Here is a 24,071-nt window from a genome sequence, read left to right on the forward strand (position 1 = left end):
AAATTGGAGAATCATCAAATATGCGATTATCAACTTGTATTACAGTAAGGAATGCTCCCGAACGGTTAGAGACCTGTCTGGCGGCTATTTGGAACTCAACGGTCAAACCCCATGCGGCTGTTGTCTCCGATGATTCACCCGACCCAGAGATGCAACAAAAGCACCGCGAAATTGTTGAAAAATATCCGGGAACTCGGTACGTTCTCGGCCCTCAACGGGGTGTTAATGCTAACCGCAACTGTGCTGTTAATTCTATCGAAGATACTGACTTCATCGCCTTTGTTGATGATGATATTTGGCTGGATTCTGACTTTATTGCCAACGCTCTAGATAGATATGCAACGCTCTCTCCTCAAGAGCAAAAATATACATTTTTAACCGGAGTCAGCTATACTAAATCAGGGCGTGAAAAAAACTTTCCAACTAAACTTTCTTTCCGAGGATACTATCATCCTACTGATGGAAATCCCGAATGTGTACATATTCATGCTGCCGTGTTTCCTCGCTCATTCTTTTATGATGCTCAATGGGAAGAAGAAATCTTTTTTGGCCAAGGAGATGCTATTCTTTGCTTGCGGGCTTTGAAGCTAGGTTATCAGATTCTTTTCTGTAAAGAACTGAGAGCTTTAGATACTCGTCCTCGTTTTGAAGGAGAGAAAAACACTTTAGATAATAATCAGATTGGCAAACTTACTGATTATGATATCCATCAAATCGCAGCTCGACTTTATATTGGTGTGAAACGTTATAAAGATTTATTTCCAAATCCGATCAAGTTGGCTACTTTTTTGAGCATCTATTTTCCTCATACCACACAATATTTGCTCCGAAAAAATGCTCTGAGTGCATGGCCAGATATTATTCAGCGTTCTCGCTTTTTGGAGTTGTGGTAGTTTAGTTTTGCTGCTAAGTTGTAAAAAAATAGTACATTTAGAACTATAGAAATAAATTTCCATGAAAATAACTGTCATTGTTCCAACCTATCGTCGTCCTCAAGACTTAGCAAATTGTCTAGAAGGCTTGAAAAATCAAGTCAGACTTGCCGATCAAATCATTGTTACAGTTCGGGATATAGATACCCAAACCTGGACTTTTTTAGAAACCTTAAACCCAGAGAGTTTACCACTGAATATAATCACAGTAACCGCATCTGGAGTCATTGCGGCTCTCAATATGGCTTTGGATGCTGCTCATGGAGATATTATCTCGATTACAGATGATGATGCTGTACCTCGCCCAGAATGGCTGGCGCGTATTGAAGCTCATTTTTTATCCGATGACCGAGTAGGCGGAGTGGGTGGACGTGACTTTATGTATATCAACAATGAATTAAAAGCAGGTTCGCGGCAAGTGGTCGGGCGACTTCAATGGTTTGGACGGGTTATTGGCAACCATAACTTTGGAGTAGGAGAAGCTCGTGAAGTTGATGTGCTTAAAGGCGTTAATATGAGTTTTCGACGAAAAGCAATTGGGGATAAGCGCTTTGATACTCGAATGCTAGGCACAAGTTCTCAAATTCATTATGAAATTGAGTTTTGTTTAGCCTTAAAAAAAGCAGGCTGGAAGGTCATTTATGATCCGAATATTGAAGTTGACCATTATTTAGGAAAACGGTTTGACGAAGATCAACGAAATCAGTTTAATGAGCTGGCGATGTTTAATATTGTCCATAATAAAACGTTAGCTGTATTAGACTATTTCTCACCGATACAACGATTCATTTTCATGTTCTGGGCAATATTAGTCGGAACCCGAGGTGAGCGAGGTTTGGTGCAGTGGGTTCGATTTTTACCCAGCGAAGGAAAAGTTGCCGGAAAAAAGCTAATTGTATCGATACGCGGACATTTTCAGGGTTGGAAAACTTGGAAAAACAGTCAGTCATTTAGCCAATCTGTAGGAAGTTTAACACAGTATAAATCCTAAAATTTTGCTGAGGCTTTAAAAAAGAAAAGTAACGTTCAGATAGGAGAAATTTCGTGAATGATAAAAAATCATTTTTAAAGCCTTTTAGCTTGCAGCCCGCCCTAGCTTGGACTGCGATATTAGGATTTACTCTTGTTTCAACTCTATGTATTCTGGCGGGGTTAGGAAAGATTTTAAATCTACTTTTTCCTGCTGGTGCTTTGGGAGTTGGAGTATTTTTATATTTTCGTTATCCCCTTTTATATCTAGGTTTTACATGGTGGCTATGGTTTTTAACTCCGTTAATTCGACGTTTATCCGATTATCGTAGTAGTTATACTGAACCCAGTCCAATCTTACTCGCTCCTTTCTTAGTGACATTTATCACAGTCATCACTCTTTGGCGAAATCTACCAAAAATCTATCAGCAGGGTGGTTTTCCTTATATTCTATCGTTGTTAGCAGTATTTTATGGATTTCTAATTGGATTGATCAATAGATCAATTTTAAAGGTGGGTATTGGATTATTAGATTGGCTTTGTCCCATTTTGTTTGGTTTTCATTTATTAATGAATTGGCAAAATTATCTCACCTATCGTAAAACTCTTCAACGGATCTTTCTGTGGGGTGTTTTGGTGATGGGAACTTACGGGGTTGTGCAATTTTTGATTGCTCCTCAATGGGATGTGTATTGGTTAATTAAAGCCGAGTTTGCCAGTGGTGGAAAGCCCGAACCTTTGGGATTAAATGTTTGGAGTACCATGGCTTCAAATCAACCCTTTGGAATTGTAATGGCATCTGGTTTACTGCTACTACTGGTTAATCCCAATAAAGGAACCTTAAGTCTACCTGTTACAGGAGTGGGTTATCTTTCCTTTTTACTTGCCAGAAAACGGACTACATGGGCTAGTTATTTGTTTGGACTGTTATTACTAACTGGATCTCTCAAAGCTAATCTTCAAATGCGGATTATAATCACACTGATATTAACAGTAATCAGTATTATTCCTTTAGTTACTTTACAGCCCTTTTCTGATTTTCTTGCAGCTCGTTTTAGTACCCTTAGCGAATTACAGGAAGATAATAGTGCTGAGGCTAGACAGGAAACCTACTCTAAACTCATTGATGATGCTCTTAATAGTTACTTAGGAGGAGGTATCGGTGGGCTTGCCCATGATAGTGGAATTTTATCTACACTTTTAGATTTAGGATGGTTTGGAACTCTCTTTTACTTAGGTGGAATTCTTATACTAATATTTAGTTTATTTCAAGGTTCTGAAACTCGTAATGATCAATTTGCTAGTGCTGCCCGTGCCATTGCTGTTAGCACCTTTATTCAACTTCCTTTAACCCGATCCTATGTAGAGGTTCAAGGTATGATATTATGGTCTTTTCTGAGCCTGGGCGTAGCTGCCAAGAAATATTATAATTTTCAAAAAAGCACAAATATCAAGACTTTAAACTCCGCCCAACCCTAAATAACTACATTTTTACCAAAATTTTTCTCATCTATCTCTTGTCGTCAAATCTATGAAGACTTTTCAATTAATTGTTAAAATTCAGCAAAGCTCATTAATGAATCTTCCCAGACGATTCAGTTTCTCTGTTCGCTCATTCGTTGCTAGAGAACCCAGTTATTGGTTCTTATATCAATTTTATATTTGGTGGGGACAGATAAAGAAAAAAGCTATCAATGCAAATCCAGAAGAACGCATTGTGTGTCCACATACTAAGTTGGTAATTGATGGATTTCAAGGTTCAGCAAATAGTTTTGCAACGGCGGCTTTTCAATTTTCTCAAAGCCAAGATATCAAATTAGCTCATCATATGCACTCTCCATCTCAAATTCTTCAAGCGATTGAGCAAAATATTCCTGTTTGGCTAACTATTCGAGAACCTGAAGGCACTATTCTTTCTCTGACCAGTCGATGGCCTCATATTTCTGTATCTCAAGCTCTACAAAGCTACATTGCTTTTTACAGAAAACTAGAGCCATATTCTGAACATTATATTGTTAGTAACTTTACACAAACCACACAACATTTAGATTTAGTTGTCAATAAAATCAATCAACGATTTGGAAGCAACTTTGATACGATTGATGTAGCAAAAGTCAATAAAGAGTGCCGACCTCCAAAAAATAATAATAAAGTATCTAAAAGACAGAATATAAAACAGATAAAAAAACGAGAACTTATAAAACCTAAAAATACTGCTTTGTTGCAAGAAGCTCAAATTTTATATAAGAAATATGAAAAATTATCCAATGATCAATAATTCATTACTTTTATATTAATCTGCCCTTTTTTACTGCTTATATTATGATAAAGTTAGAAAATAGTTCAATCAAAAATTGGGTTTTCGTTACGGGAGCGCCTCGCACGGGAACAACATTTGTTGGCATGAATTTGAGCTTACCTCTAGAGGTAGATTACATTCACGAACCTTTTAATCCTCAATGTGGTTTACCAGGCGTAACTCAATGGTATCGCTATGTAAAACCTACTTTAGATACCGAGGAGATGCAAAAGTATCATCAGCTTACTCAACGAATTTTTACCTATGACTTTAAACTTAGAACTAAAGTTCCAAAAGATGATCCCTGGCATAAACAACTGATTAAACAGACTATTGGAAGTCGAGGAAAATTCTACTTAAGAATAGCCAAAATAAATCCTTTCCATAATTCAGCAATTATTAAAGATCCTATTGGGTGTTTAATGTGTGAATATCTCTATGTTCATTTTGGAGTAAAACCTGTCATTATCGTAAAACATCCTGCATCTTTTGTTGCTAGTATCAAACGAGTTGATTTTAAACTTGGTCCAGATCAGTTCAGTGATCAACCTTATCTAATTCAAGATTACTTTAAAAATGAAGTAGATTTTTTAACCAAAGATTGGTCAGATCCACTTCTAGCGACTGCTGCACTTTGGCGTGTCATTTATAAAGTTTTGTTAGAGCAAAGTAAACAATATCCAAATTGGAAAGTCATTACTCATGAACAACTGAGTCAAGAACCAATCTTAGTTTTTAAGCAACTTTATGAAGATCTAAGTTTGCCTTGGTCTAAATCTGTTGAAAATAAGATCGTAAAACAAACTCAGGGAAACAAATCTGCTGAGGCGAGGAAAGGAAGAGTACAGGATTTCAAAAGAAATAGTGCTGACATTTTTAAAATGCGTCGTGAATCTTTAACACTTGAAGAACGGAAATCAATTTTTGAGATGACTGAAGATGTAGCCTTACAAATTTATAGTCGAGAAAGCTTTGATATTGATTAGTTCAAAAGTAGATAACTTGTTTTAACTTAATTATGAACACATCTTTAAAATTTCCTGCTAGTATTCTCTGTGTTGGAAATGGTTGGTTTCCCACAATGCCAGGTGGACTAAATCGCTATGTTTATGAACTCACTCATCAACTTGCCTCCCAAGGAGGTAACATTGAATTATGCGGCGTTGGACTTCCACCCATTGAACCGAATTCTTCCATCAAACTGACCAATTTAGCCGAACCCGATACTTCACTATTAAGACGACTTTGGTTAACTCGTCAAAACTTCAACAACCGACATTTAACTCAACCAGATGCCATTAACTTACATTTCTCACTGTATAGTTTACCGCTAATTTCAAACTTACCGAAAGACGTACCTATAACCTTTACTTTTCATGGCCCTTGGGCATTAGAAAGCGAACAAGAAGGTGCAAAAAAATTGGGAGTTTGGGCTAAATATTGGATGGAACAAGAAGTATACAAACGTTGCGATCGCTTTATTGTTCTAAGTAAAGCCTTCGGCGATATTTTAAATCAAAACTATCACATTCCTTGGAATAAAATCAATATTATTCCTGGCGGAGTTGATACCCAGCGTTTTCAAGCTAATTTATCTCGTAAACAAGCCCGTAAACAGCTTAATTTTCCCCAAGATCGCTTTATTTTATTTACACCCCGTCGCCTCGTTCATCGTATGGGAATTAGCCCCTTACTACAAGCGTTAGCCAATCTAAAATCTAGTTGTCCTGATGTTTGGTTAGCCATTGCAGGTAAAGGAACTTTACGAGAACAATTAGAACACCAAGCTACTGAACTTGGACTGAATAATCACGTTAAATTTCTCGGTTATTTACCCGATGAACAATTACCCATCGCTTACCAAGCAGCCGATTTAACGGTTGTTCCCTCTCAATCTTTAGAAGGATTTGGATTAATTTTACTCGAATCTCTTGCCAGTGGAACACCTGTTTTATGTACGCCAGTCGGGGGAATGCCAGAAATTTTAGGGAAATTCACTCCTGAGTTAATCACAGATTCCACAACAGTAGAATCGATTACATTTAAACTGCAAGCTATCCTTACAGATGAGATATCAGTACCCTCCCGTGATAGTTGTCGAGACTATGCGACTACTCATTTCAACTGGCTGCATATTGCCCAAAAAGTTCGACAAATCCTTCTGAGTGTGACATGATCGGATTGCACATCAAGTTTTATTGATTGTACTAAATGCTTAAAGACGAATTCTTCGTCACGATTTCAGGGTGTAGCGTTCAAATTATTCAAAATTGGCACAAGATCAGAAATCGAGTGTTGTTTGAAGTTGAATGCAAAACAGTATTAAAAAGACTATCACAACAAGCATATCAGAACAATATCAAGCAATATAGTCAACTTTTACCAACTCTTTCTTTCGATGATTCAATAGTTGTTCAGGGACTACAAAAAAATGGAATTTTTATTACAACTTTAGAACAGTTAGCCATTCCTTATACCTCGAATTTAATTAAAGATACTCACCAAATTATTCCTTCGCTTTTAACAAGTTTACCGAATCATTCATCAACCTATATGATTAAGGCATCTTGTGAAAAATTAATGGAATTTTCTTGTATTTTTGAATGGGGTTTACAAAAAAGGATATTACAAATTGCAGAACAGTATATTAAACTTCCAGTAGCCTATCATGGCGTTTATTTCCGTCGAGATTTAGCAAACAATGTTGAGAAAAAAACAAGATTATGGCATCTTGATAAAGAAGATCGACGGATGTTAAAAATAATTATTTATTTGAATGAGGTCACACCGGATATTGGCCCTTTTCAGTATATCCCTAAATATTTAACTGACTCAATATTTCAGGAACTCCGGTATAATTATAGTTATGTTCAAGAACAGCGTATGCAGCAAGTTATTCCTAAAACTCAGTGGAAATCCTGTTATGGTTCAGCCGGAACAGTTATTTTCGTTGATCCAGCCTGTGTATTTCATCGAGGTAAAAAACCAATCAACTCAGATCGATTAACAGTATTTTTTGATTACACCTCTAGAATTCCTAAACATCCCTATTACTGTAAATCACCTTTTTCACCTAAACAATTATCAACCCTTTGTGATTCACTTTCTCAATCTCAAAAAGAATGCGTATTCTGGAGAAAGAGTTGAATACATTACTAATAAGATGAACTGAATTAATCCAACGAGAGAACATGAAAATTCTGTTTTTAGATCAAAGTGGTAAATTAGGCGGTGCGGAACTTTCTCTCGCTGATGTAGCCTATCCTTATCGTGAAAACTGCTTAGTGGGTTTATTTGCAGACGGGGCTTTTCGTCAGTTACTCGAACAGAAAAAAATACCCGTTAAAATCCTCACAAATCAGTCGATTAACGTTCAAAAAAATAGCGGATTTCTGCAAAGTTTAGGTAGCTTTAGTTCCATTGCACCACTGGTTTTAAATGTTGCTAAAATTGCTAAAAAATATGATCTGATTTATGCAAATACTCAAAAAGCTTTAGTAGTTGGGGCTTTAGCCAGTTTTCTCAGTAATCGTCCGTTAGTTTATCACTTACGAGATATTCTCAACGCCGAGCATTTTAGTTCCACAAATCGCCGTGTTGCTGTTACATTAGCAAACCGTTTTGCTTCTTTAGTGATTACCAATTCTGAAGCGACTCGCACAGCCTTTCTAGAATCTGGAGGACGATTAGAAATTGCTCAAGTTGTTTATAATGGTTTTCAACCCGAAAACTATCAACCGGAGACTTCCGAAGTTAATACAATTAGAAAACAGTTTGAACTCGAAGGTAAATTTGTAGTTGGTCATTTTAGCCGTTTATCTCCCTGGAAAGGACAACATATTCTACTCGAAGCCTTAACCCATTGTCCTGAAAAAGTGACTGCTCTTTTAGTCGGAGATGCACTATTTGGAGAGCAAGAATATGTCGAACAACTCCACAAACAAGTGGCAGATTTGGGACTCAAAAATCGAGTTAAATTTTTAGGGTTTTGTTCTGATGTTGTACCCTTAATGACAGCTTGCAATTTAGTCGCTCACACCTCCACCTCTCCCGAACCTTTTGGACGAGTAATTATTGAAGGAATGCTGTGTAAAACTCCGATTGTGGCGTCTGCTGCGGGGGGTGTCGTCGAATTAGTTAATCCGGGAAAAACAGGCTGGCTGATTACTCCGGGTAACTCAGAAGAACTGGCTAACGTGATTAATAATTGCTATCAAAACCCTGAATTAGCTGCCAATGTTGCTACAGAAGCTTATCAAAAAGCCAATGAAAATTTTCAGCTCGAACAAACCCGACAACAAATTGATCAATTACTTCGGAAGTTATTATAATACAAAACTTATTTTATCACCTAACTCTTTCTCCTAGAAGGCGAGGAGGAATTTTTATAACAATTTAATTTCTCTATTCACCTCACCTACTGAACCGGAGTTCAGAGGAATCACTGTTACACGAAAAACGGGATTTGCATAAAATTTCTCCATTTCCTCTGAGTGAATAGTAGAGTTCCAGAGTGATATGATGAAATTTAAGAGCCTTATTAATGTATTGTTTTTGACTGCAATGATCAGTTCTAGTGTGTTTGGTCTGGTGAATTCGGTAATCAGTTCGCCTCTACTTGAAGACGCAATGATTTGTCGATTTTTCAAGCCGCAACCTCCCGTTCAAAACGATGGCGGTTCCCGATTTTCCGAACCCTCGAATCATCAAAATCAAGACAATTTTCCTCACGTTCAAGCTTGAATATGTTGGCATTTTATCCTGTTGAACGCAGCAAAATATTTCCTGTCATGTTGAACGTAGTGAAACATCTCCTGTCATTGAATCAGTATTCAGTTCAATCAACGCCGTTCACGTCCAAGCCTTCTATCCGCAGAAAATGCAACATTCCAGAAACATCACCCGCCACAATCGTTTGATTATCGGGACTAATCGCACAGCAATTAAAATTACTATCTCCAATAAAAGTGATTATTTCTTTTCCTGTGTTTAAGTCCCAAACTTTAACTGTTTTATCTGATGAAGCAGAAACAACTTTTGAACCATCTGAACTGATAGCGACTGCTTCTACTGAACTGCTATGTCCATTGAGAGTTAATAATTCTTCTCCTGTAGCTAAATCCCAAACTTTAACTGTTTTATCCGATGAAGCAGAAACAACTTTTGAACCGTTTGAACTGATAGCGACTGCTTTTACTGAACTGCTATGTCCATTGAGAGTTAATAATTCTTTTCCTGTAGCTAAATCCCAAACTTTTACAGTTTTATCCCATGAACCAGAAACCAGTTTTGAACTATCAGGGCTGATAGTAACTGCTCTCACGAAACTCCTGTGTCCACTTAGAGTAAATAGTTCTTTTTTACTGGGTAGATCAAAAACTTTAATTACGAAACTTTTATACCCTAATATAGCATAAACCAGCTTTGACTCATCAGAGCTTATAGCAATTCCTGTTATATGATTAACATAACTATATTCAATAAAATTAAATAGTTCTTTTTTACTATCTAAATCCCAAACTTTGACTGTATTCATTGTACTAGAAACTAACTTTGAACCATCCTGACTAATAACAATCCCTACTACTGTACCATGATCTTTATCAAGGGTAAACACTTCCCTTCGCATTGCTAAATCCCAAATTTTTATAGTCATATCGTATGAACAAGAAACCAGTTTTGACTCATCAGGACTTATAGCAACCGCATTTACACAACCCTTATGTCCACGAATAGTTAACCGTTGCTTTTCACTTGTTAAATCCCAAACTTTTACAGTGTGATCCCATGAACTGGAAACTAACTTTGATTCATCAAGGCTAATAGCTATTGCTGTTATAAAATTGAAACTGTTATCTCCAGCAAGAGTAAACAGTTCTTTTCCACTGTTTAAATCCCAAACTTTGATAGTTTGATCCAATGAACTAGAAACAAGTTTTGAACCCTTAGAACTAATAGTGACTATATTGATCGGATAGTTGTGTCCGAGCAGAGTAAATAGTTCCGTTCCTGTTGCTAAATCCCATATTTTAACACTACAATCCTTGGAACCTGAAACTAATTTCAATCCATCAGGACTTATGACGACTGCTTCTACAGAATCACTATGTCCGTTGATAGTGAAGAGTTTCTTTCCTGTCGCTAAATCCCAGACTTTGATAGTCTTATCGGAAGAACCAGAAACTAACTTTGACTCATCAGGAGTAATTGCGACTGCATTTACTGAATCGCTATGTCCGCTCAAAGTTAATAGTTCTTTTCCCTTAGCTAAATCCCAGACTTGAATAGTGTTATCATTTGAACTCGAAACAACTTTTGAACAATCGAGACTAATAGCAAGAGCCTTTAGCAGACTGCTATGTACATTAAGAGTAAACAGTTCTGTTGCTGTAGCAACATCCCAAATTTTAACGGTTTGATCCCATGAACTGGAAACAATTTTTGAGCCATCAGGAGTGATAGCAACTGCTGAAACTGGATTACCATGTCCGCTTAAAGTAGACAGTATCTTTCCCGTTGCTAAATCCCAGACTTTAATAGTTTTATCCCATGAACCCGAAACAATTTTTGACTCATTTTTTGACTCATCAGGAGTGATAGCGACTGCTGAAACTTGATTACCATGTCCAACAAGAGTCCGAATTAACGCTCCTCCGGGTGGTGTTAAATTAGGAGCAGTTGGACGCAACCAAGGTGAGGTTTGACATCGTTTTGCTTGTTGCAGAAGTTGTTGAATTTGGGGATTATTTTCATATGATAAAAGTCGTCCCCAGAGTTGACTGGCGAGTTGATTTGTATCTTTATTGAGAACATGAGCCGAAAGTTCAAAAGTTCGTTGTAGCAGTCTCAAGGTTTCGTCAGTTTCCAGATGTTCAACACGCTGATAATCTTCAATTAACGCTTGTATTCCCACCGCTTCTATTTTGGCTTGCATAAACTCAAAATCGGTTAGAAAGCGATGCACCTCTCGGAACTGAGAGTTTTCAACCAAATGATAAATAAGTTCGGTTAAAACAAACTCTCTATCTTCTTCTGTTTTTCTAGCTAACCAGTTGCCAATTTGACTCATTGTTTTAGTCCTCGTCTTCAGTTGTATCCAAATCTTCTAACAAAGCATTCGTTATCGAACCATGAATCTCTGTAATTTCAATTCCTGCGGCTTCAATGATCTCTTTGCGGGAGAGAAAATCAGCAAAACTAGCATGATAAACTTTATAGCGAGTTTGTCCTAGAATTTGACTATAATGCAAAAACTGTGACCATTCATTGAGTACCTCTTGAACGATTATTTCATCTTTTACACTCGCAAATTTAGCAATTAACTGACGAGAAACGGGTTTACGCAACACACCGAGAATATAGACAATCTTAATCTTTAACTTCGGTAAGGGTTTATCCTGCATTCCCATTCGCCGCCAATGGTCTTCGTAGTACGACGTTAAACCTTGGGGTAGATTTTCTAACTGTAAATTTTGATAATAACCTTTGGCAATTTCCGGTAACACATACCTCAAATACATAAAGTTATTTTCGCTTTTCTCCGCCAATGTCTCGACAAACTCTTTCTTATTGAGGTTTTGATTACCAATCCATTCATTTAACGAGTGTTTAAATTCATCATCCTCAAAAAAGAGATAAATATACTTTTTGATATCTTCTCGACTGTTCATGGTATAGTCCTTGAAATCAAAGATCTCTTGAGGGGTTTCAAACAACAACCGGGTTTCTAACTCTCGACGACGAGTAAGCAGAAAATACACACCTTTGGGTAAATATCGGGGTAAATATAGTATATTAGAACCGTTTTGTTGATCACTCAGATTTACTTCTTCCAAAGCATCAACCACAATCACTACTTTTTCATGGGGTTTGAGTTTATTACTCACTTGTTGAAGTAAATCCTTTAAAAAGTTGCTATCTTCTGTGGCTTCTTGCGGTAACGAATCCGGTTGATAATCTTCCAACCCGTACTCACAAATTAGTTGCTGACAAATACATTCTAGAAATTGATCTGCTCGACTTTTACTATCGTTATAAATATTGAAATAATAGAGACAAGAGGGATGATCGTTCACATATTTCGCCGCAACTGTACTTTTTCCTTCACCCGGATCGCCCACTACTGTAAAATATCCTCTATCGTGAGTTTTGATAAATTTTTCAAACCCATTAAAAACGAACTCCCGTCCTACAAACTTGCGTATTTTTTCCTCAATTAATCCCTGAAATCTTCCCGTGTATTTGCTTTTTTCAATATTCCAACGTTGAGAATTAATAAATTCAGTCGGATGACAACCCAAAGCATCAGCTACTTTCTCAATATCCCATTTATTCACTAAATCTTTGTCTCCCTTTTTCCCCAACATTTGCTTGAGAGTATCCAGAGAAATACCCGCTTTTTTAGCAAGTTCCTGTTGAGTCAATTCTTTCTCTTTATAGAGTTGTGTTAATTTTTGTCTTTCTTCCTCAGTCAAGCTTAAACGTTCATCTGACATAGCTTTACTCTCCCAAACTTAGTTTATTCCTACTGTAGCGGACTCTAACAAAGTTGAACAGGGAAAATAGGGAAAACTCACTTCCCCATTTCCCCTAAACTGTCGGGAAGACTTCCCCAAAACTTATCCCTATTTACACTCGTAATTCTTCTCAAGATAAATCAAAATTAAATTGTCAACCTTCAGGATATTTAATCATGTATTCTCTCAATTCTTCTCAAGATAAACTCGGCTTTGACTTACAAACCCTGCTGAATTTACAACCCCCTCGCGCCCATTGTCAGAAGTGTTTGGGGTTGCTGACATCTATTCACCCCTGCAATGAAAAGGGTAATATTCCCTGTCCGGTTTGTGGGGTAGAGACGGTTGTTTCCGGTGAAACACGGGTGGAAAAATACGAAAATTTTCGCAATCATTATAAAGCCTCAAATCTCTATATTGAGTTCGACAATATCATCGAACACGCCAAAAAATTAGCTTCCATTGCTCAAAAAATGCAGCTAAACAACAGTTATTATCCACCCGTTTCCGCTCTTTTAGACAGTCTCAACCAAGCCCAATCTTTTGTTCATATTAATAGTTTTGGAATCAGTCGAGACTTTTTATTTGCGTTGAAATTACTGGCAAAAAAAATACCCGTTCGGGGAATTATCGCCCTCACTCCTGATAAACTTTGGCTGCGGGATGAACTCCAAAACTATAGCCAAGAATCCCCAAATTTGCAACTAAAAACTATTTATGATGCTGACAATTGGGCGACTGTTCCCCATCAAAAGTTAATTGTAATTGATGGTTTGATCGCCTTTAAAGGAAGTACAAATCTGACTCTAACCGCATGGCGTAAAGCTGCACAGGGCTATGATAACGTTGAATTAGTGACAAATCTCGATCAGGTTATGAACCTTCACAACCGTTTCTTTTCTCCCCTTTGGGCGAATTTAAGCCCCTACGGAAATGCGATCGCCCTCGATAATTCCCTTGCTATTGTTAAGGCGAGTTAACTTAGGGAATTAGATGATTTATCCCCTCTAGCCCTTCTTAGAAAGGGGAAAATAGCAGGAGGTAAGTGTACTTAAAGTCCCCCTTCTACCCCCAATACCCCCAATGTTGGGGATCACGGGGGCGGGGAATTTTAGGGGGATAAAATAGGAACTAGGGGAGTTACCGCGAGATTTAAACGGCTTGTTTTCTTAAAAACAATAACAACGATTCGCTAATTTCTTTTGGCCAATGATCTTGAGGATAATGTCCGGCTTTTTCTATCTTTACTAACTCCGAACCTCTAACCAACTTAGAAAATTCTTCGGCTTGTTCAACACCCAACCAGGGATCAGCAACACCCCAAATAATTTGAGTTGGATGTTCCCAAGTTTTAAACCCAGTTGAAACTTCCACCATCGCTTCTTTCAGCTTTAAATTTTTAATCGTTGCTAAAAGCGATCGCCCCGACGCAGAACTTTTTAAAAACGGACTGCGATAAACATCTAAATCTTTGTCTTCGATCACATAACCACTTCCCCCTTCCAAAGTTCGATCAACGAGTAGCGGATCTTGTACCATCATATCCCCGACAAACGGTAAACCCATTTGTTTGATTTTCCAGGGAATTTTAGCCGTAGATGAAATAGGCGTATTCAGAACAATTAAACGATCTATTTTATCTGGATTTTTTAACGCATATTGTAAACCAACAGAACCTAAAAAACCCTGTACAACTAGATGAAATTTAGTCAATTCTAAGGCTTCAATCAACTCAGATAATGCTTTTAAAAACGCATCAGGAGTATAAGCAAAATCCCGTTTATCAGCTTTAGAAGAAAACCCCGCCCCGATCCAGTCTGGTGCGATCGCCCGATAGCCTTTAGCGGCTAATTCTTCCATCAATACAACCCAACTATAACTCTGAGAAACTAACCCATGTAAGAGTAAAACAGGTGATTTATCAGTTTTTTCAGGTTTGGCTTCTCGATAAAACCATTCTAATGATCCGATTTTGATTGTATTTTTATCCAAGGTTATTGTTATTCTAAATTTGAATGTAGGGGGTATTATACTGCAATTTTGTCCCTTTTTTGCTTATTTTTCGATTCAAACAACTGAATTTGCAAAATTCTTGACAATAATATTAATCAATTATCCCTCACTCATTACCTGTACTTGTTCGTTAGAAAAATCTTTATGCTGCGATAAAATCTCTAAAGAAGCTTGCAGTTTTAGAACATAAGCCTGTAAAAATAATGCACTCCACTCCGCAATTATTTTAATAGATTCTGTTTGTTGAAGTTGAGGTTGTTTTTCTTCTTCTGGCCCATCTTTCGGCTGAGAAACATCGGTAATTCCATAATGATTTATCCCTTTAATGCTCAGAAAAACCTTCGGACTATCGGCTATATTCTCATAAGTTCTTTGAGTCCATTCAGGTGAAACAATACTATCAAGTTCACCCGCAATTAAAGCAATCGGAATTCCAGAGTTTTGAATCGTTAGCGATCCGGCTTCTTTTCTCAACAGATTCGTTCCATAAAAAACCCCTCCAACCAACTCAGGAAGTCGAATATATTCTTTCTGGGAAATCTCCTCAACCTTTTGGGGATATCGAATCGCTTCTAAACCTGTTATCCCTCCACAAGAATGACCCAATAAAACCAGTTTATCCCGGTCTAAACAGTCTAGCATTTCCGCATTTTCTTGAACGGGATTGCTTTTAAAATAATCTAATATTGCTTGAATTTGTGTAAGTTCAGGGGCGAGATAGGTTCGACCCGGCGGCGTATGATTGGGAACGACAACCACAAATCCAGCACTAGCAATTAACTTAGAAAATCGAGTATAATATGATTTATCAACCTCAAATCCTTGTAAAAATAAAGCAATCGGAAATTTAAAATTGGTTGGTTTGAGTTGAGATAAATCGGGATAATAAATATCAGCTTTATCCCCATTGGTTGCAATAATAGTCGGATAACTTTTGACTTGGGTGAGTTCACATACAGGTTGAAACATTTTGTGATTTCTCCTTGTTTTCCTCTAGTTTTATTCCCACAACCGTCGTCCTTCTTTCCCCTTTAAACGTTGATGAGTATCCCGAAGTAACATCGGAATCTCCAACTTTTCTGGACAACGAGGTAAACAGTCACCGCAGTCAGTACAACGGTTTCCCTTACTCCCTGGGAACCAATGACCCGCATTTTCAAACATTCGATAACGATACTGTCCAAACTCCGTCATTCCGTAAGCAACAGCCAAATTTCGCAACCGCAACACCTCCGGGATATTAATCGCTTCAGGACAGGGTAAACACTGATAACACTGACTACAGCGTTCACTTCCCAAAACAGAGCGCTGAGTCGCTTCTAAACGGTCTAAAACCCTTTTTTCCTCCTGGGTTAACTCCCCATCTTGATTAGCCACCGTCAAAGGCCCATCCAACTCATCGGGGTTCGCCGCCCCCACGCTTAAAGTTGTAATTCGGCGATCGCTCAACAAAAAGCGATAATTTAACATCAGAGGAGAAAAAGGCTGACACAACCGTTCTAAATCCGGGGATGGAGTATAAAGTTGTCCGCCCTTATCAGCCGGGGAAATAATAAATATCCCCATGTCATTTTGATTCGCCAACTCGATCGCCGCTGCATTTCGCTGAAAAAAATAGTAATAATGCAGATTGACAAATTCAAATAAATGTGTATTAATCGCCGCGAGTATCACCTCTAGGGGTGCGTGTGTCGAAAAGCCAACGTGTCTGACTCGACCATCCTCAAGAGTCTTCTGCACCCCAGACATTCCCCGAATCGCTTGATCGAGATGTTCCCCGCTATTAATACCATGAAGGGCTAAACAATCGAGGTAATCGAGATTTAGCCGATCTAAGCATTCATCAACCCAACGTTCCATCTGGCTAGGATCAGCCGACGGGGTAAGCTTTGATGTAATGTACAATTGCGATCGCGCTATAGGCAATCCGGCTAACAATGCAGCACCCAAATACCGTTCACTATTCCCATACCCTCTTGCCGTCTCAATGTGATTAATCCCTTGGGATACTGCCTGCTGCACTGTTTGCCGTGCATTTTCCGCCGACGCCAGGTATCGCATAGTCCCAAGCGTTAGCACAGAGAGGCGTAGATTGGTTTTACCAAACCGCCGATAACGCATTTTAAATTTCAGATTTTAGATTAGGAAATCGAGCCAAATAGTTGTCAATCCAACCATCCATCATCTAAACTCCGACTATTGGGCTTCATCTTTTTTGCGAAAATCAGAGCGTTTGATCAGATCCTGCGGACTCAGATTGGATACAAAGTCTCGAAAAGCCCGTCTTTCAGCCTCATCAGCCTCACGATCCACCGGAATTGAAGCATCTGCAACCACTTCTTCCATCACCCAAATTGGGCTATCTGTGCGTAAAGCCAGAGCGATCGCATCACTCGGACGAGCATCAATTTCCTTTTTGATGTCTCCTTGACGCATAATTAAAACCGCATAGAAGGTATTATCTTGCAGAGAGTGAATCACAATCCGTTCTAAAGTCATTTCCCAAGAATCCATTAAATTCACGAACAAATCGTGAGTTAACGGTCTAGGGGGTTTATGGTTTTCCAATGCGCCGATTATAGATCGAGCTTGATCCTGACCAATAAAAATAGGCAAGGCACGTCGTTCTGAAGCATCCCTCAGAAGAACGATGGGACTGCGAGTAGCAGCATCTAGCGCGATTCCGGCGACTTTCATTTCAATCATCGACTCAGCCTCGATAGAATACTTTAGGCAAACGAGTGATAAAACCCGTAGAAAGAACATCCTGCATTCCAGTATGCCTTGAAATTCCCTGAAATCAACAATGGATTTTTGTTTAACCCGTTGTGCGAGTCAAACTCAGTTTTCAAGTCATACGCGAATTCAGATTTGTTCACTTAACATTGATCCCCTACTGAAAAAATGCCATGTTCACAGGATTAATTCAAGCGTTGGGAGTAATTCGGCCCCTAACAGACGAACAGTTTCAAATTTCCTGCGTTTCCGGTCAAACTGATTTAATCTTAGAAGATTTAGCCATAGGTGACAGTGTTGCAGTTAACGGCGTCTGTTTGACAGTTGTTGAAATCGTAGAAGGGGGATTTGTCGCCACAGCCTCTCCAGAAACGCTGCGTCGGACAACATTAGGACAAGATCTCAACGGCTATTTTAACCTCGAAACCTCCCTGCGTGCTGGCAGCAAGCTAGGCGGACACTTCGTAACAGGTCACGTTGATGGGATTGGATGCTTGCAGTCTTCGGTTCAAACGGCGAGTTCCTGGGAAATGCAGTTTACCGCCCCCAGGGAAGGCTTAAACTTATGGTACCAACAAATCGCGCCTTACATTGTCCCCAAGGGTAGCATCGCCATCAACGGCATCAGTCTCACCATTGCTGAATGCGACGCGCGTGGGAACGGGTTTCAAGTTGCCGTTATTCCTCACACCTACGACGAAACCAATCTCAAGTACCTCAAACCCGGAAGTTGTGTGAATCTCGAAGCCGACATCCTGGGGAAATATGTTGCCAAATTCCTCAGAAGCAGCCCCCACCCCTCAACCTCTCCCGTTTTCGACGAAATCTCCCCAATTTCTACAATAGAAGAAATTACCCCCGATTTTCTCACCGAACATGGATTTAGTTAAAGGGAATAGGGAACAGGGAACAGGGAACAGGCAAGAGGCAAAAGGCAAGAGGCAAAAGGCAACAGGTAACAGGCAACAGGTAACAGGCAAGATCTCCCCACCTCGCAACTCCCCACCTCCCGACCTCCCCATCTCCCTACCTCCCCACCTCCCCATCTCCCTACCTCCCCATCTCCCCACCTCCCCACCTCCCCATCTCCCACCTCCCTACCTCCTTCGATCATGCAACCTGTTGACTACACCACTCTGATCGCCGCTTGTACTGAACTTCGTCAAGAATGGCTTCCCGCCCGTCTCGAACAAGTCTATCAGCGCGATCGCTTTACCATTTCCCTGCTGTTACGCACCCTCAAACGCAAAGGATGGCTAGACATTGCTTGGCATCCCCAAGCCGCCCGAATGTGTATCGGTGATCCCCCCCCTCGCATACCCGATACTTTTACCTTTAGCGATCAACTGCGACATCAGTTAAGTGGTCTGGCCCTAGTGGCGATCGCTGAGGTTTCACCGTGGGAAAGGGTGCTAGACTTACAATTTGCCAAACGGCCTGGCGAAAGCCCCCTCTGGCATCTCTATGTCGAAGTAATGAGCAAATACAGTAATGTAGTCTTAACCGGAAAAGATCATCTGATTGTCACTGCCGCCCATCAAGTCAGTAGCCAACAGTCGAGTGTTCGTCCGATCCAAACCAGTCAACCCTACGAACTCCCGCCCAGTCTCACCGATCCCATTCCTCGGTTAAATGAACCCCAAGAACAATGGCAACGACGAGTCAGTTTAATTCCGGGTTCCCTCAAGCGCCAACTCCTCAAAACCTATCGGGGGTTAAGTTCGGCTTTAGTGATCGCAATGGTTCAAGCCGCAGGGTTAGATCCACAATGCCTGACTGAAAACCTGACAGAAGCCGAATGGACTCGTTTATTTGAATGTTGGTGTCAATGGTTAGAAGCGCTAGAAACATCAAACTTTCAGCCTCATTTTACCGAAACCGGATATTCTGTCATCGCTTGGAACAACACCCCGCCGAAATCTGCTGTTGAAACCGTACAAGAACTCTTAAACCGTTACTATACAGCCGAATTAAACCAACAAGAATTTAAGCAACTCCGCCATCAAGTTAGCCAAAAACTCAACAATCTTCTCAGCAAATTGCGTCAAAAAGCCGATGGGTTTATTCAACGTCTAAAACAGTCCGACGACGCCGATACCTATCGCGCCCAAGCTGACTTATTAATGGCTTCTCTACACGAATGGAAGCCCGGAATGAAAAGTATGACCCTCTCTGACTTTGAAACCGGAGAACCGATTAAAATTCCCCTCAATCCTGAAAAAAATGCCGTTCAAAATGCCCAAGCTTATTATAAACGTCATCAGAAGTTAAAACGCGCCCGAATAGCCGTAGAACCGCTTTTAGCCGAAGTTCAAGCCGAAATTGATTATCTCGAACAAGTCGAAGCAGCGATCGCCCAAATTGAAACCTATCAAACACCAGAAGATTTACAAACCCTAGCTGAAATTCGGGATGAACTCACCCAAGAAGGCTATTTTAATACTCCCGGTTATCAAAATCGTTCGACGACAGAAACCGAATTTTATCGGTATAAAACTCCTAGTGGTTTTGAATTATTAGTCGGACGAAATAACCGCCAAAATGATCTTCTCACCTCAAAAGTCGCCGGAGATTATGACTTGTGGTTTCATTCTCAAGAAATCCCCGGAAGCCATGTGTTATTAAGACTCAACGCCGGAGAAGTTCCCGAGGAAACAGATTTGCAGTTTGTAGCGAATTTAACCGCATATTATAGTCGCGCTCGTCAGAGTGAACAAGTTCCGGTGATTTATACCAAACCCAAACACGTCTACAAACCCAAAGGCGCCAAACCTGGAATGGTAATTTATAAGCATGAAACCGTGATCTGGGGGAATCCTCAACAAGCGGTTATAAACCCTTAGATTAGTGATCCAACGATACTCACATTTTAGACGACAGGTGTTGACACCGCGACATTACCCTTCCGACTTCACCGAGATCAGTGAAAACACTATCGGAAAAATTGGTGTTCTTTGTTACAATAGAGAATTAGGGAGATTTGAGAACTCCAACCCGCAGGTTACAAGGGAACGTACCTCCTGGGTTAGTCTCAAATCGAAACAACAACGGTGCTTTTCATTGTAACGAAAGACCAGCTTCGGCTGGTTTTTTTATTTTAATCTGTAGAAATCAATCTGAGTTCAGTCTTCCGACAGAAACCCAAGAGATAATTTGTCACTGGAGAGAGATCACCTCTTTGAGATAGACTTCTTTTGAGTCTAGAATTCCCGTAACTTCAGTTCGGGGAGTATGTCAAAATATTGCATAGAATCTAAGCTAAACCTTTATCTTAACCTGCCAGAAGACCCTCACATTTAGTGACGGGATGAATGGCAGTCCAGGGATGTGATATCATAGCAGAAGTAGTTTGGTAAGAAATGTGCTAAAGGCGTATAAATACCGAATATATCCCACCAACAAGCAGAAAGACCAGTTGATTCGGTCAATGGGTTCTGCTCGTTGGTTCTATAACTACGCCCTTAACTTAACTTCCCAAACCTATAAAGAAACAGGTAAAGGTTTGAGTCGCAATGACATCATCAAGCTTTTACCCGGCTTAAAAAAAGAGCATGAGTGGTTAAGCGAACCGCCCTCTCAGTGTTTGCAACAAGTCGCTCTAGATTTGTCGAGTGCATTTTTAAATTTCTTTGAGAAACGGGCTAAATATCCCAACTTTAAAAAGAAACACAACCAGCAGTCGATTAGGTTTCCTCAAAGCGTCAAATTGCCGGGTGACTATTTAAAATTACCGAAATTAGGAAAAGTTTACTGTAAAGTCTCTCGATTACCAGAAGGGACAATTAAATCAGTAACAGTTTCACTAACTCCATCGGGTCAATTTTACGCCTCGTGTCTGTACGAAAATGGCAAAGAAAAACCCTCGGTCAAAGCTAGCGGAAAAGCAGTCGGGATTGATTGTGGGTTATCGCATTTTTTCATTACTTCTGATGGAAGTAAGCATGGTAATCCTAAGTATTATCGGAAATATGAGACTAAGTTAGCCAAGAAACAAAAGCAACTGAGCCGTAAGGTTAAAGGTTCTAAGAACCGAAACAAAGCTCGAATTAAAGTAGCCAAGGTTCACGCTAAAATCACTCGTTGTCGAGAAGATTTTTTACACAAGCTAAGTCGTAAATTAGTTGACGAAAACCAAGTCATAGTTGTGGAAAATCTAGCGGTCAAAAACATGGTCAAAAACCATAAGCTCGCCAAATCAATTAGCGACGCAGGTTGGGGACAATTTTGCACCATGCTCAAATACAAAGCGGAGTGGGAAGGAAAAGCCTACATTGAAGTAGACAGATTCTTTCCTAGTTCAAAAACTTGTCATGTTTGCCTGAATCAAGTAGGTAGTTTGACTCTCGATGTCAGAGAATGGACTTGCGAAAAATGCCAGACAAAACATGACAGAGACATAAATGCCGCGATAAATATCAGAGAAGAAGGTTTACGACTTTTGAGCCAGTGCGGTCTTGACGGTCTCCGTCGAAGAGCAACTGGCGTGGCGGGCGGGCCGGAGCGCAATCGCTTCTGGAGTTCGAGTCAGACCAAGCAAAGGCACTGCTTTTGCAAGGCGTTAAACTGTGAAGGAAGAATCCCTCGCTTTTAGCGACGGGAGTTGTCAAAAACATCAGATATGAATCCTAAAAAGCTACTGGGTATTTTGTTCTTACTGTTAGTCGCCATCTTTATCACTTCGGGCGATACCTATGAGTTTCTCCCCGAACCCGCTAGAGAAGCCAGCGTCAAAAGTCGAAAGTTCATCGTGGGTTTATGGCCAGATTGGTTAAGACGCAGAGATTTTGATGCCCAACGAGAGAAAGAAATTGAACAGTTAGAGAAAAAAGGTAAATAGGAGAGAGGAGACAGGTAAGATCTCATCGCCAGCATTGATACGGAGTAGGGGTAGTTGATAAATTACCCCTAGAACACTTCTACAGAATTATTTTTTCTTCAGCCAACTAAACATCGCCCGCAAATCTTTTCCGACTTCCTCAATAGGATGTTCCGCTTCTTGGCGACGCATCGCAGTAAAACCCGGTTTACCCGATTGATTTTCCAAGACAAACTCTCGCGCAAATTGACCTGATTGAATCTCTTTAAGAATTTTACGCATTTCTGAGCGAGTTTCATCAGTAATAATCCGAGGGCCGCGTGTATAATCGCCGTATTCAGCCGTATTAGAAATACTATCGCGCATATTAGCTAAACCGCCCTCAACCACCAAGTCAACAATCAGTTTAACTTCGTGTAAGCATTCAAAATATGCTAGTTCCGGTTGATAGCCTGCCTCTACCAAGGTTTCAAACCCGGATTTGATTAATTCACTCAAACCCCCACACAACACCACCTGTTCCCCAAATAAATCGGTTTCGGTTTCTTCACGGAACGTGGTTTGTAAAATTCCTCCTCTAGTTCCTCCAATCCCTTTTGCATAGGCCATAGCGCGATCGCGGGCCTGACCCGAAGCATCTTGATACACTGCAAACAAACACGGTACCCCTTGTCCTTCTTGATAAGTTCGACGAACGAGATGACCGGGGCCTTTGGGCGCAACCATAATCACATCTACCTCGGGCGGAGGTACCACTTGACCAAAGTGAATGTTAAAACCATGAGCAAAGGCTAAAATCTTACCTTCTTTTAAATGCGGTTCAATTTCGGTTTTGTAAACGGTTTTCTGCACTTCATCCGGTAACAGAATCATAATTAAGTCTGCTATCTCTGCGGCTTTGTCTACAGGATGAACCGTTAACCCCTCATCTTTGGCTTTGGGTGCGGACTTACTACCCGGATATAGCCCGACGACTACGTTTATGCCACTGTCTTTGAGGTTGAGGGCGTGAGCATGACCTTGAGAACCATAACCAATAATTGCAACCGTTTTATCTGCCAATAAATCTAGATTGGCATCTGCATCATAATACATCCGAGCCATAGTGAGTCTCTCCTTGCAATACTTCTGAGGGGTGCGTGCAAAACCCTTATCCTATCACGAGTCAGTTCCCCTTCTGAATATAAAATTTACAAGTTAAAAATTTATAGCTTAAACAATTGAGGGCAGTGCATAGGGTAGAATCAACAGACGAGCAGAATCAGAATTTTCAGATTTTTTGTCGCAATTATTAACAATGTTTGAGTATATCACCCTACCCGATAATATTTTACCACCTGTTGCACCCTATTCTCATGCAGTCAGGGCAGGGGATTTTCTGTTTGTTACCGGACAACTTCCTGAAGATCCCAATACAGGAGAAATTCTCAAAGGAAGTATTGAACAACAAACCCAACAAGTGATGGAAAATTTGAGGTTAGTTCTCGAACACGCCGGAACGAATTTTGATCGGGTTGTCATGTCACGAATTTTTTTAACAGATTTTCGTGACTATCAAAGTGTGAATCAGATTTATGCGTCTTATTTTAATTCAAAACGTTTACCCAGTCGCACGACTGTCGGGGTTCTCGGGCTTGCCGATTTGGGTGATATTGAGATTGATTTGATTGTTTATTGTGGTGATTAATTCTTTTTTCACTTTAGAGGTCTACTCTCTCAGGTAAGAGAAGTAAAGACCAAAAGCGTCAAAGAGATCAGCTACATACGATACAAATTGAGGATAAAATCGA

General features: G+C 39.9%; 22 protein-coding genes. 15 read left to right on the plus strand and 7 right to left on the minus strand.

Features of this window, described 5'->3' with window-relative positions:
• The first annotated feature begins 20 nt into the window (after positions 1 to 20).
• From L8106_RS17305 to L8106_RS33080, 9 genes are all read left to right on the plus strand, one after another.
• Positions 21 to 893 carry a glycosyltransferase family 2 protein gene (locus L8106_RS17305; RefSeq protein WP_009785686.1) on the plus strand — a complete coding sequence of 291 codons (873 nt, stop codon included), beginning with the start codon at positions 21 to 23 and terminating at the stop codon, positions 891 to 893.
• A gap of 61 nt (positions 894 to 954) precedes the next feature.
• A complete protein-coding gene (locus tag L8106_RS17310) occupies positions 955 to 1,923 on the plus strand; it encodes a glycosyltransferase family 2 protein (protein ID WP_009785687.1) in 969 nt (322 codons plus the stop codon).
• 53 nt (positions 1,924 to 1,976) lie between these two features.
• Positions 1,977 to 3,380: a hypothetical protein gene (locus L8106_RS17315; RefSeq protein WP_009785688.1), complete on the plus strand. Its 1,404-nt coding sequence runs from the start codon at positions 1,977 to 1,979 to the stop codon at positions 3,378 to 3,380.
• Positions 3,381 to 3,432: 52 nt separating this feature from the next.
• Entirely contained in the window at positions 3,433 to 4,179 is a 747-nt protein-coding gene (locus tag L8106_RS17320; protein WP_009785689.1) for a hypothetical protein, read from the plus strand.
• A 44-nt stretch (positions 4,180 to 4,223) separates the two neighbouring features.
• Positions 4,224 to 5,186, plus strand: a complete 963-nt coding sequence (locus tag L8106_RS17325; RefSeq protein WP_009785690.1) for a sulfotransferase family protein — start codon at positions 4,224 to 4,226, stop codon at positions 5,184 to 5,186.
• Positions 5,187 to 5,218: 32 nt separating this feature from the next.
• Positions 5,219 to 6,376 carry a glycosyltransferase family 4 protein gene (locus L8106_RS17330; protein WP_009785691.1) on the plus strand — a complete coding sequence of 386 codons (1,158 nt, stop codon included), beginning with the start codon at positions 5,219 to 5,221 and terminating at the stop codon, positions 6,374 to 6,376.
• Between the two features lie 35 nt (positions 6,377 to 6,411).
• Positions 6,412 to 7,347: a hypothetical protein gene (locus L8106_RS17335; protein WP_009785692.1), complete on the plus strand. Its 936-nt coding sequence runs from the start codon at positions 6,412 to 6,414 to the stop codon at positions 7,345 to 7,347.
• A 44-nt stretch (positions 7,348 to 7,391) separates the two neighbouring features.
• The gene (locus tag L8106_RS17340) at positions 7,392 to 8,531 is read left to right on the plus strand and encodes a glycosyltransferase (RefSeq protein WP_009785693.1); all 1,140 of its coding nucleotides are present in this window, start codon (positions 7,392 to 7,394) and stop codon (positions 8,529 to 8,531) included.
• A 232-nt stretch (positions 8,532 to 8,763) separates the two neighbouring features.
• The gene (locus L8106_RS33080) at positions 8,764 to 8,943 is read left to right on the plus strand and encodes a hypothetical protein (protein WP_198012964.1); all 180 of its coding nucleotides are present in this window, start codon (positions 8,764 to 8,766) and stop codon (positions 8,941 to 8,943) included.
• 94 nt (positions 8,944 to 9,037) lie between these two features.
• Here the strand turns inward: L8106_RS33080 and L8106_RS17350 are convergent, their stop codons facing one another.
• Together L8106_RS17350 and L8106_RS17355 are read right to left on the minus strand one after the other, a co-directional pair.
• Positions 9,038 to 11,269 carry a WD40 repeat domain-containing protein gene (locus L8106_RS17350; protein WP_009785695.1) on the minus strand — a complete coding sequence of 744 codons (2,232 nt, stop codon included), beginning with the start codon at positions 11,267 to 11,269 and terminating at the stop codon, positions 9,038 to 9,040.
• Positions 11,270 to 11,273: 4 nt separating this feature from the next.
• Positions 11,274 to 12,695: an AAA family ATPase gene (locus L8106_RS17355; protein ID WP_009785696.1), complete on the minus strand. Its 1,422-nt coding sequence runs from the start codon at positions 12,693 to 12,695 to the stop codon at positions 11,274 to 11,276.
• Positions 12,696 to 12,892: 197 nt separating this feature from the next.
• Between L8106_RS17355 and L8106_RS17360 the strand changes: the two genes are divergently transcribed.
• Complete coding sequence (locus tag L8106_RS17360) at positions 12,893 to 13,696, plus strand: phospholipase D-like domain-containing protein (protein ID WP_009785697.1); 804 nt, start codon at positions 12,893 to 12,895, stop codon at positions 13,694 to 13,696.
• A gap of 172 nt (positions 13,697 to 13,868) precedes the next feature.
• Here L8106_RS17360 and L8106_RS17365 read toward each other — a convergent pair whose 3' ends face one another.
• From L8106_RS17365 to L8106_RS17380, 4 genes are all read right to left on the minus strand, one after another.
• Complete coding sequence (locus L8106_RS17365) at positions 13,869 to 14,714, minus strand: alpha/beta fold hydrolase (RefSeq protein WP_039896586.1); 846 nt, start codon at positions 14,712 to 14,714, stop codon at positions 13,869 to 13,871.
• 114 nt (positions 14,715 to 14,828) lie between these two features.
• Complete coding sequence (locus L8106_RS17370) at positions 14,829 to 15,698, minus strand: alpha/beta hydrolase (protein WP_009785699.1); 870 nt, start codon at positions 15,696 to 15,698, stop codon at positions 14,829 to 14,831.
• Between the two features lie 30 nt (positions 15,699 to 15,728).
• Positions 15,729 to 16,850, minus strand: a complete 1,122-nt coding sequence (locus L8106_RS17375; RefSeq protein WP_039896587.1) for an aldo/keto reductase — start codon at positions 16,848 to 16,850, stop codon at positions 15,729 to 15,731.
• Positions 16,851 to 16,925: 75 nt separating this feature from the next.
• On the minus strand, positions 16,926 to 17,435 hold the full coding sequence (locus L8106_RS17380; RefSeq protein ID WP_009785701.1) for a bifunctional nuclease family protein: 510 nt from the start codon (positions 17,433 to 17,435) through the stop codon (positions 16,926 to 16,928).
• A 203-nt stretch (positions 17,436 to 17,638) separates the two neighbouring features.
• Here L8106_RS17380 and L8106_RS17385 point away from each other — a divergent pair, with 203 nt between their 5' ends.
• The 4 genes from L8106_RS17385 to L8106_RS17405 all read left to right on the plus strand — a co-directional run bounded on the left by L8106_RS17385 (position 17,639) and on the right by L8106_RS17405 (position 22,302).
• A complete protein-coding gene (locus L8106_RS17385; RefSeq protein WP_009785702.1) occupies positions 17,639 to 18,355 on the plus strand; it encodes a riboflavin synthase in 717 nt (238 codons plus the stop codon).
• Positions 18,356 to 18,577: 222 nt separating this feature from the next.
• Positions 18,578 to 20,308 carry an NFACT family protein gene (locus L8106_RS17395; RefSeq protein ID WP_009785704.1) on the plus strand — a complete coding sequence of 577 codons (1,731 nt, stop codon included), beginning with the start codon at positions 18,578 to 18,580 and terminating at the stop codon, positions 20,306 to 20,308.
• Between the two features lie 518 nt (positions 20,309 to 20,826).
• Positions 20,827 to 22,056 (plus strand): IS200/IS605 family element RNA-guided endonuclease TnpB, encoded by a 1,230-nt coding sequence (tnpB, locus tag L8106_RS17400; protein WP_198012965.1) that lies wholly within the window; start codon positions 20,827 to 20,829, stop codon positions 22,054 to 22,056.
• A 27-nt stretch (positions 22,057 to 22,083) separates the two neighbouring features.
• The gene (locus L8106_RS17405; RefSeq protein ID WP_009785706.1) at positions 22,084 to 22,302 is read left to right on the plus strand and encodes a hypothetical protein; all 219 of its coding nucleotides are present in this window, start codon (positions 22,084 to 22,086) and stop codon (positions 22,300 to 22,302) included.
• A gap of 87 nt (positions 22,303 to 22,389) precedes the next feature.
• Here L8106_RS17405 and ilvC read toward each other — a convergent pair whose 3' ends face one another.
• Positions 22,390 to 23,385 (minus strand): ketol-acid reductoisomerase, encoded by a 996-nt coding sequence (ilvC, locus tag L8106_RS17410; protein WP_009785707.1) that lies wholly within the window; start codon positions 23,383 to 23,385, stop codon positions 22,390 to 22,392.
• A 193-nt stretch (positions 23,386 to 23,578) separates the two neighbouring features.
• Here ilvC and L8106_RS17415 point away from each other — a divergent pair, with 193 nt between their 5' ends.
• The gene (locus tag L8106_RS17415) at positions 23,579 to 23,968 is read left to right on the plus strand and encodes a RidA family protein (RefSeq protein ID WP_009785708.1); all 390 of its coding nucleotides are present in this window, start codon (positions 23,579 to 23,581) and stop codon (positions 23,966 to 23,968) included.
• The last annotated feature ends 103 nt before the right edge of the window (positions 23,969 to 24,071 follow it).

This window comes from Lyngbya sp. PCC 8106, from assembly GCF_000169095.1.
In the GTDB taxonomy this organism is placed as follows: Bacteria; Cyanobacteriota; Cyanobacteriia; order Cyanobacteriales; family Microcoleaceae; genus Capilliphycus.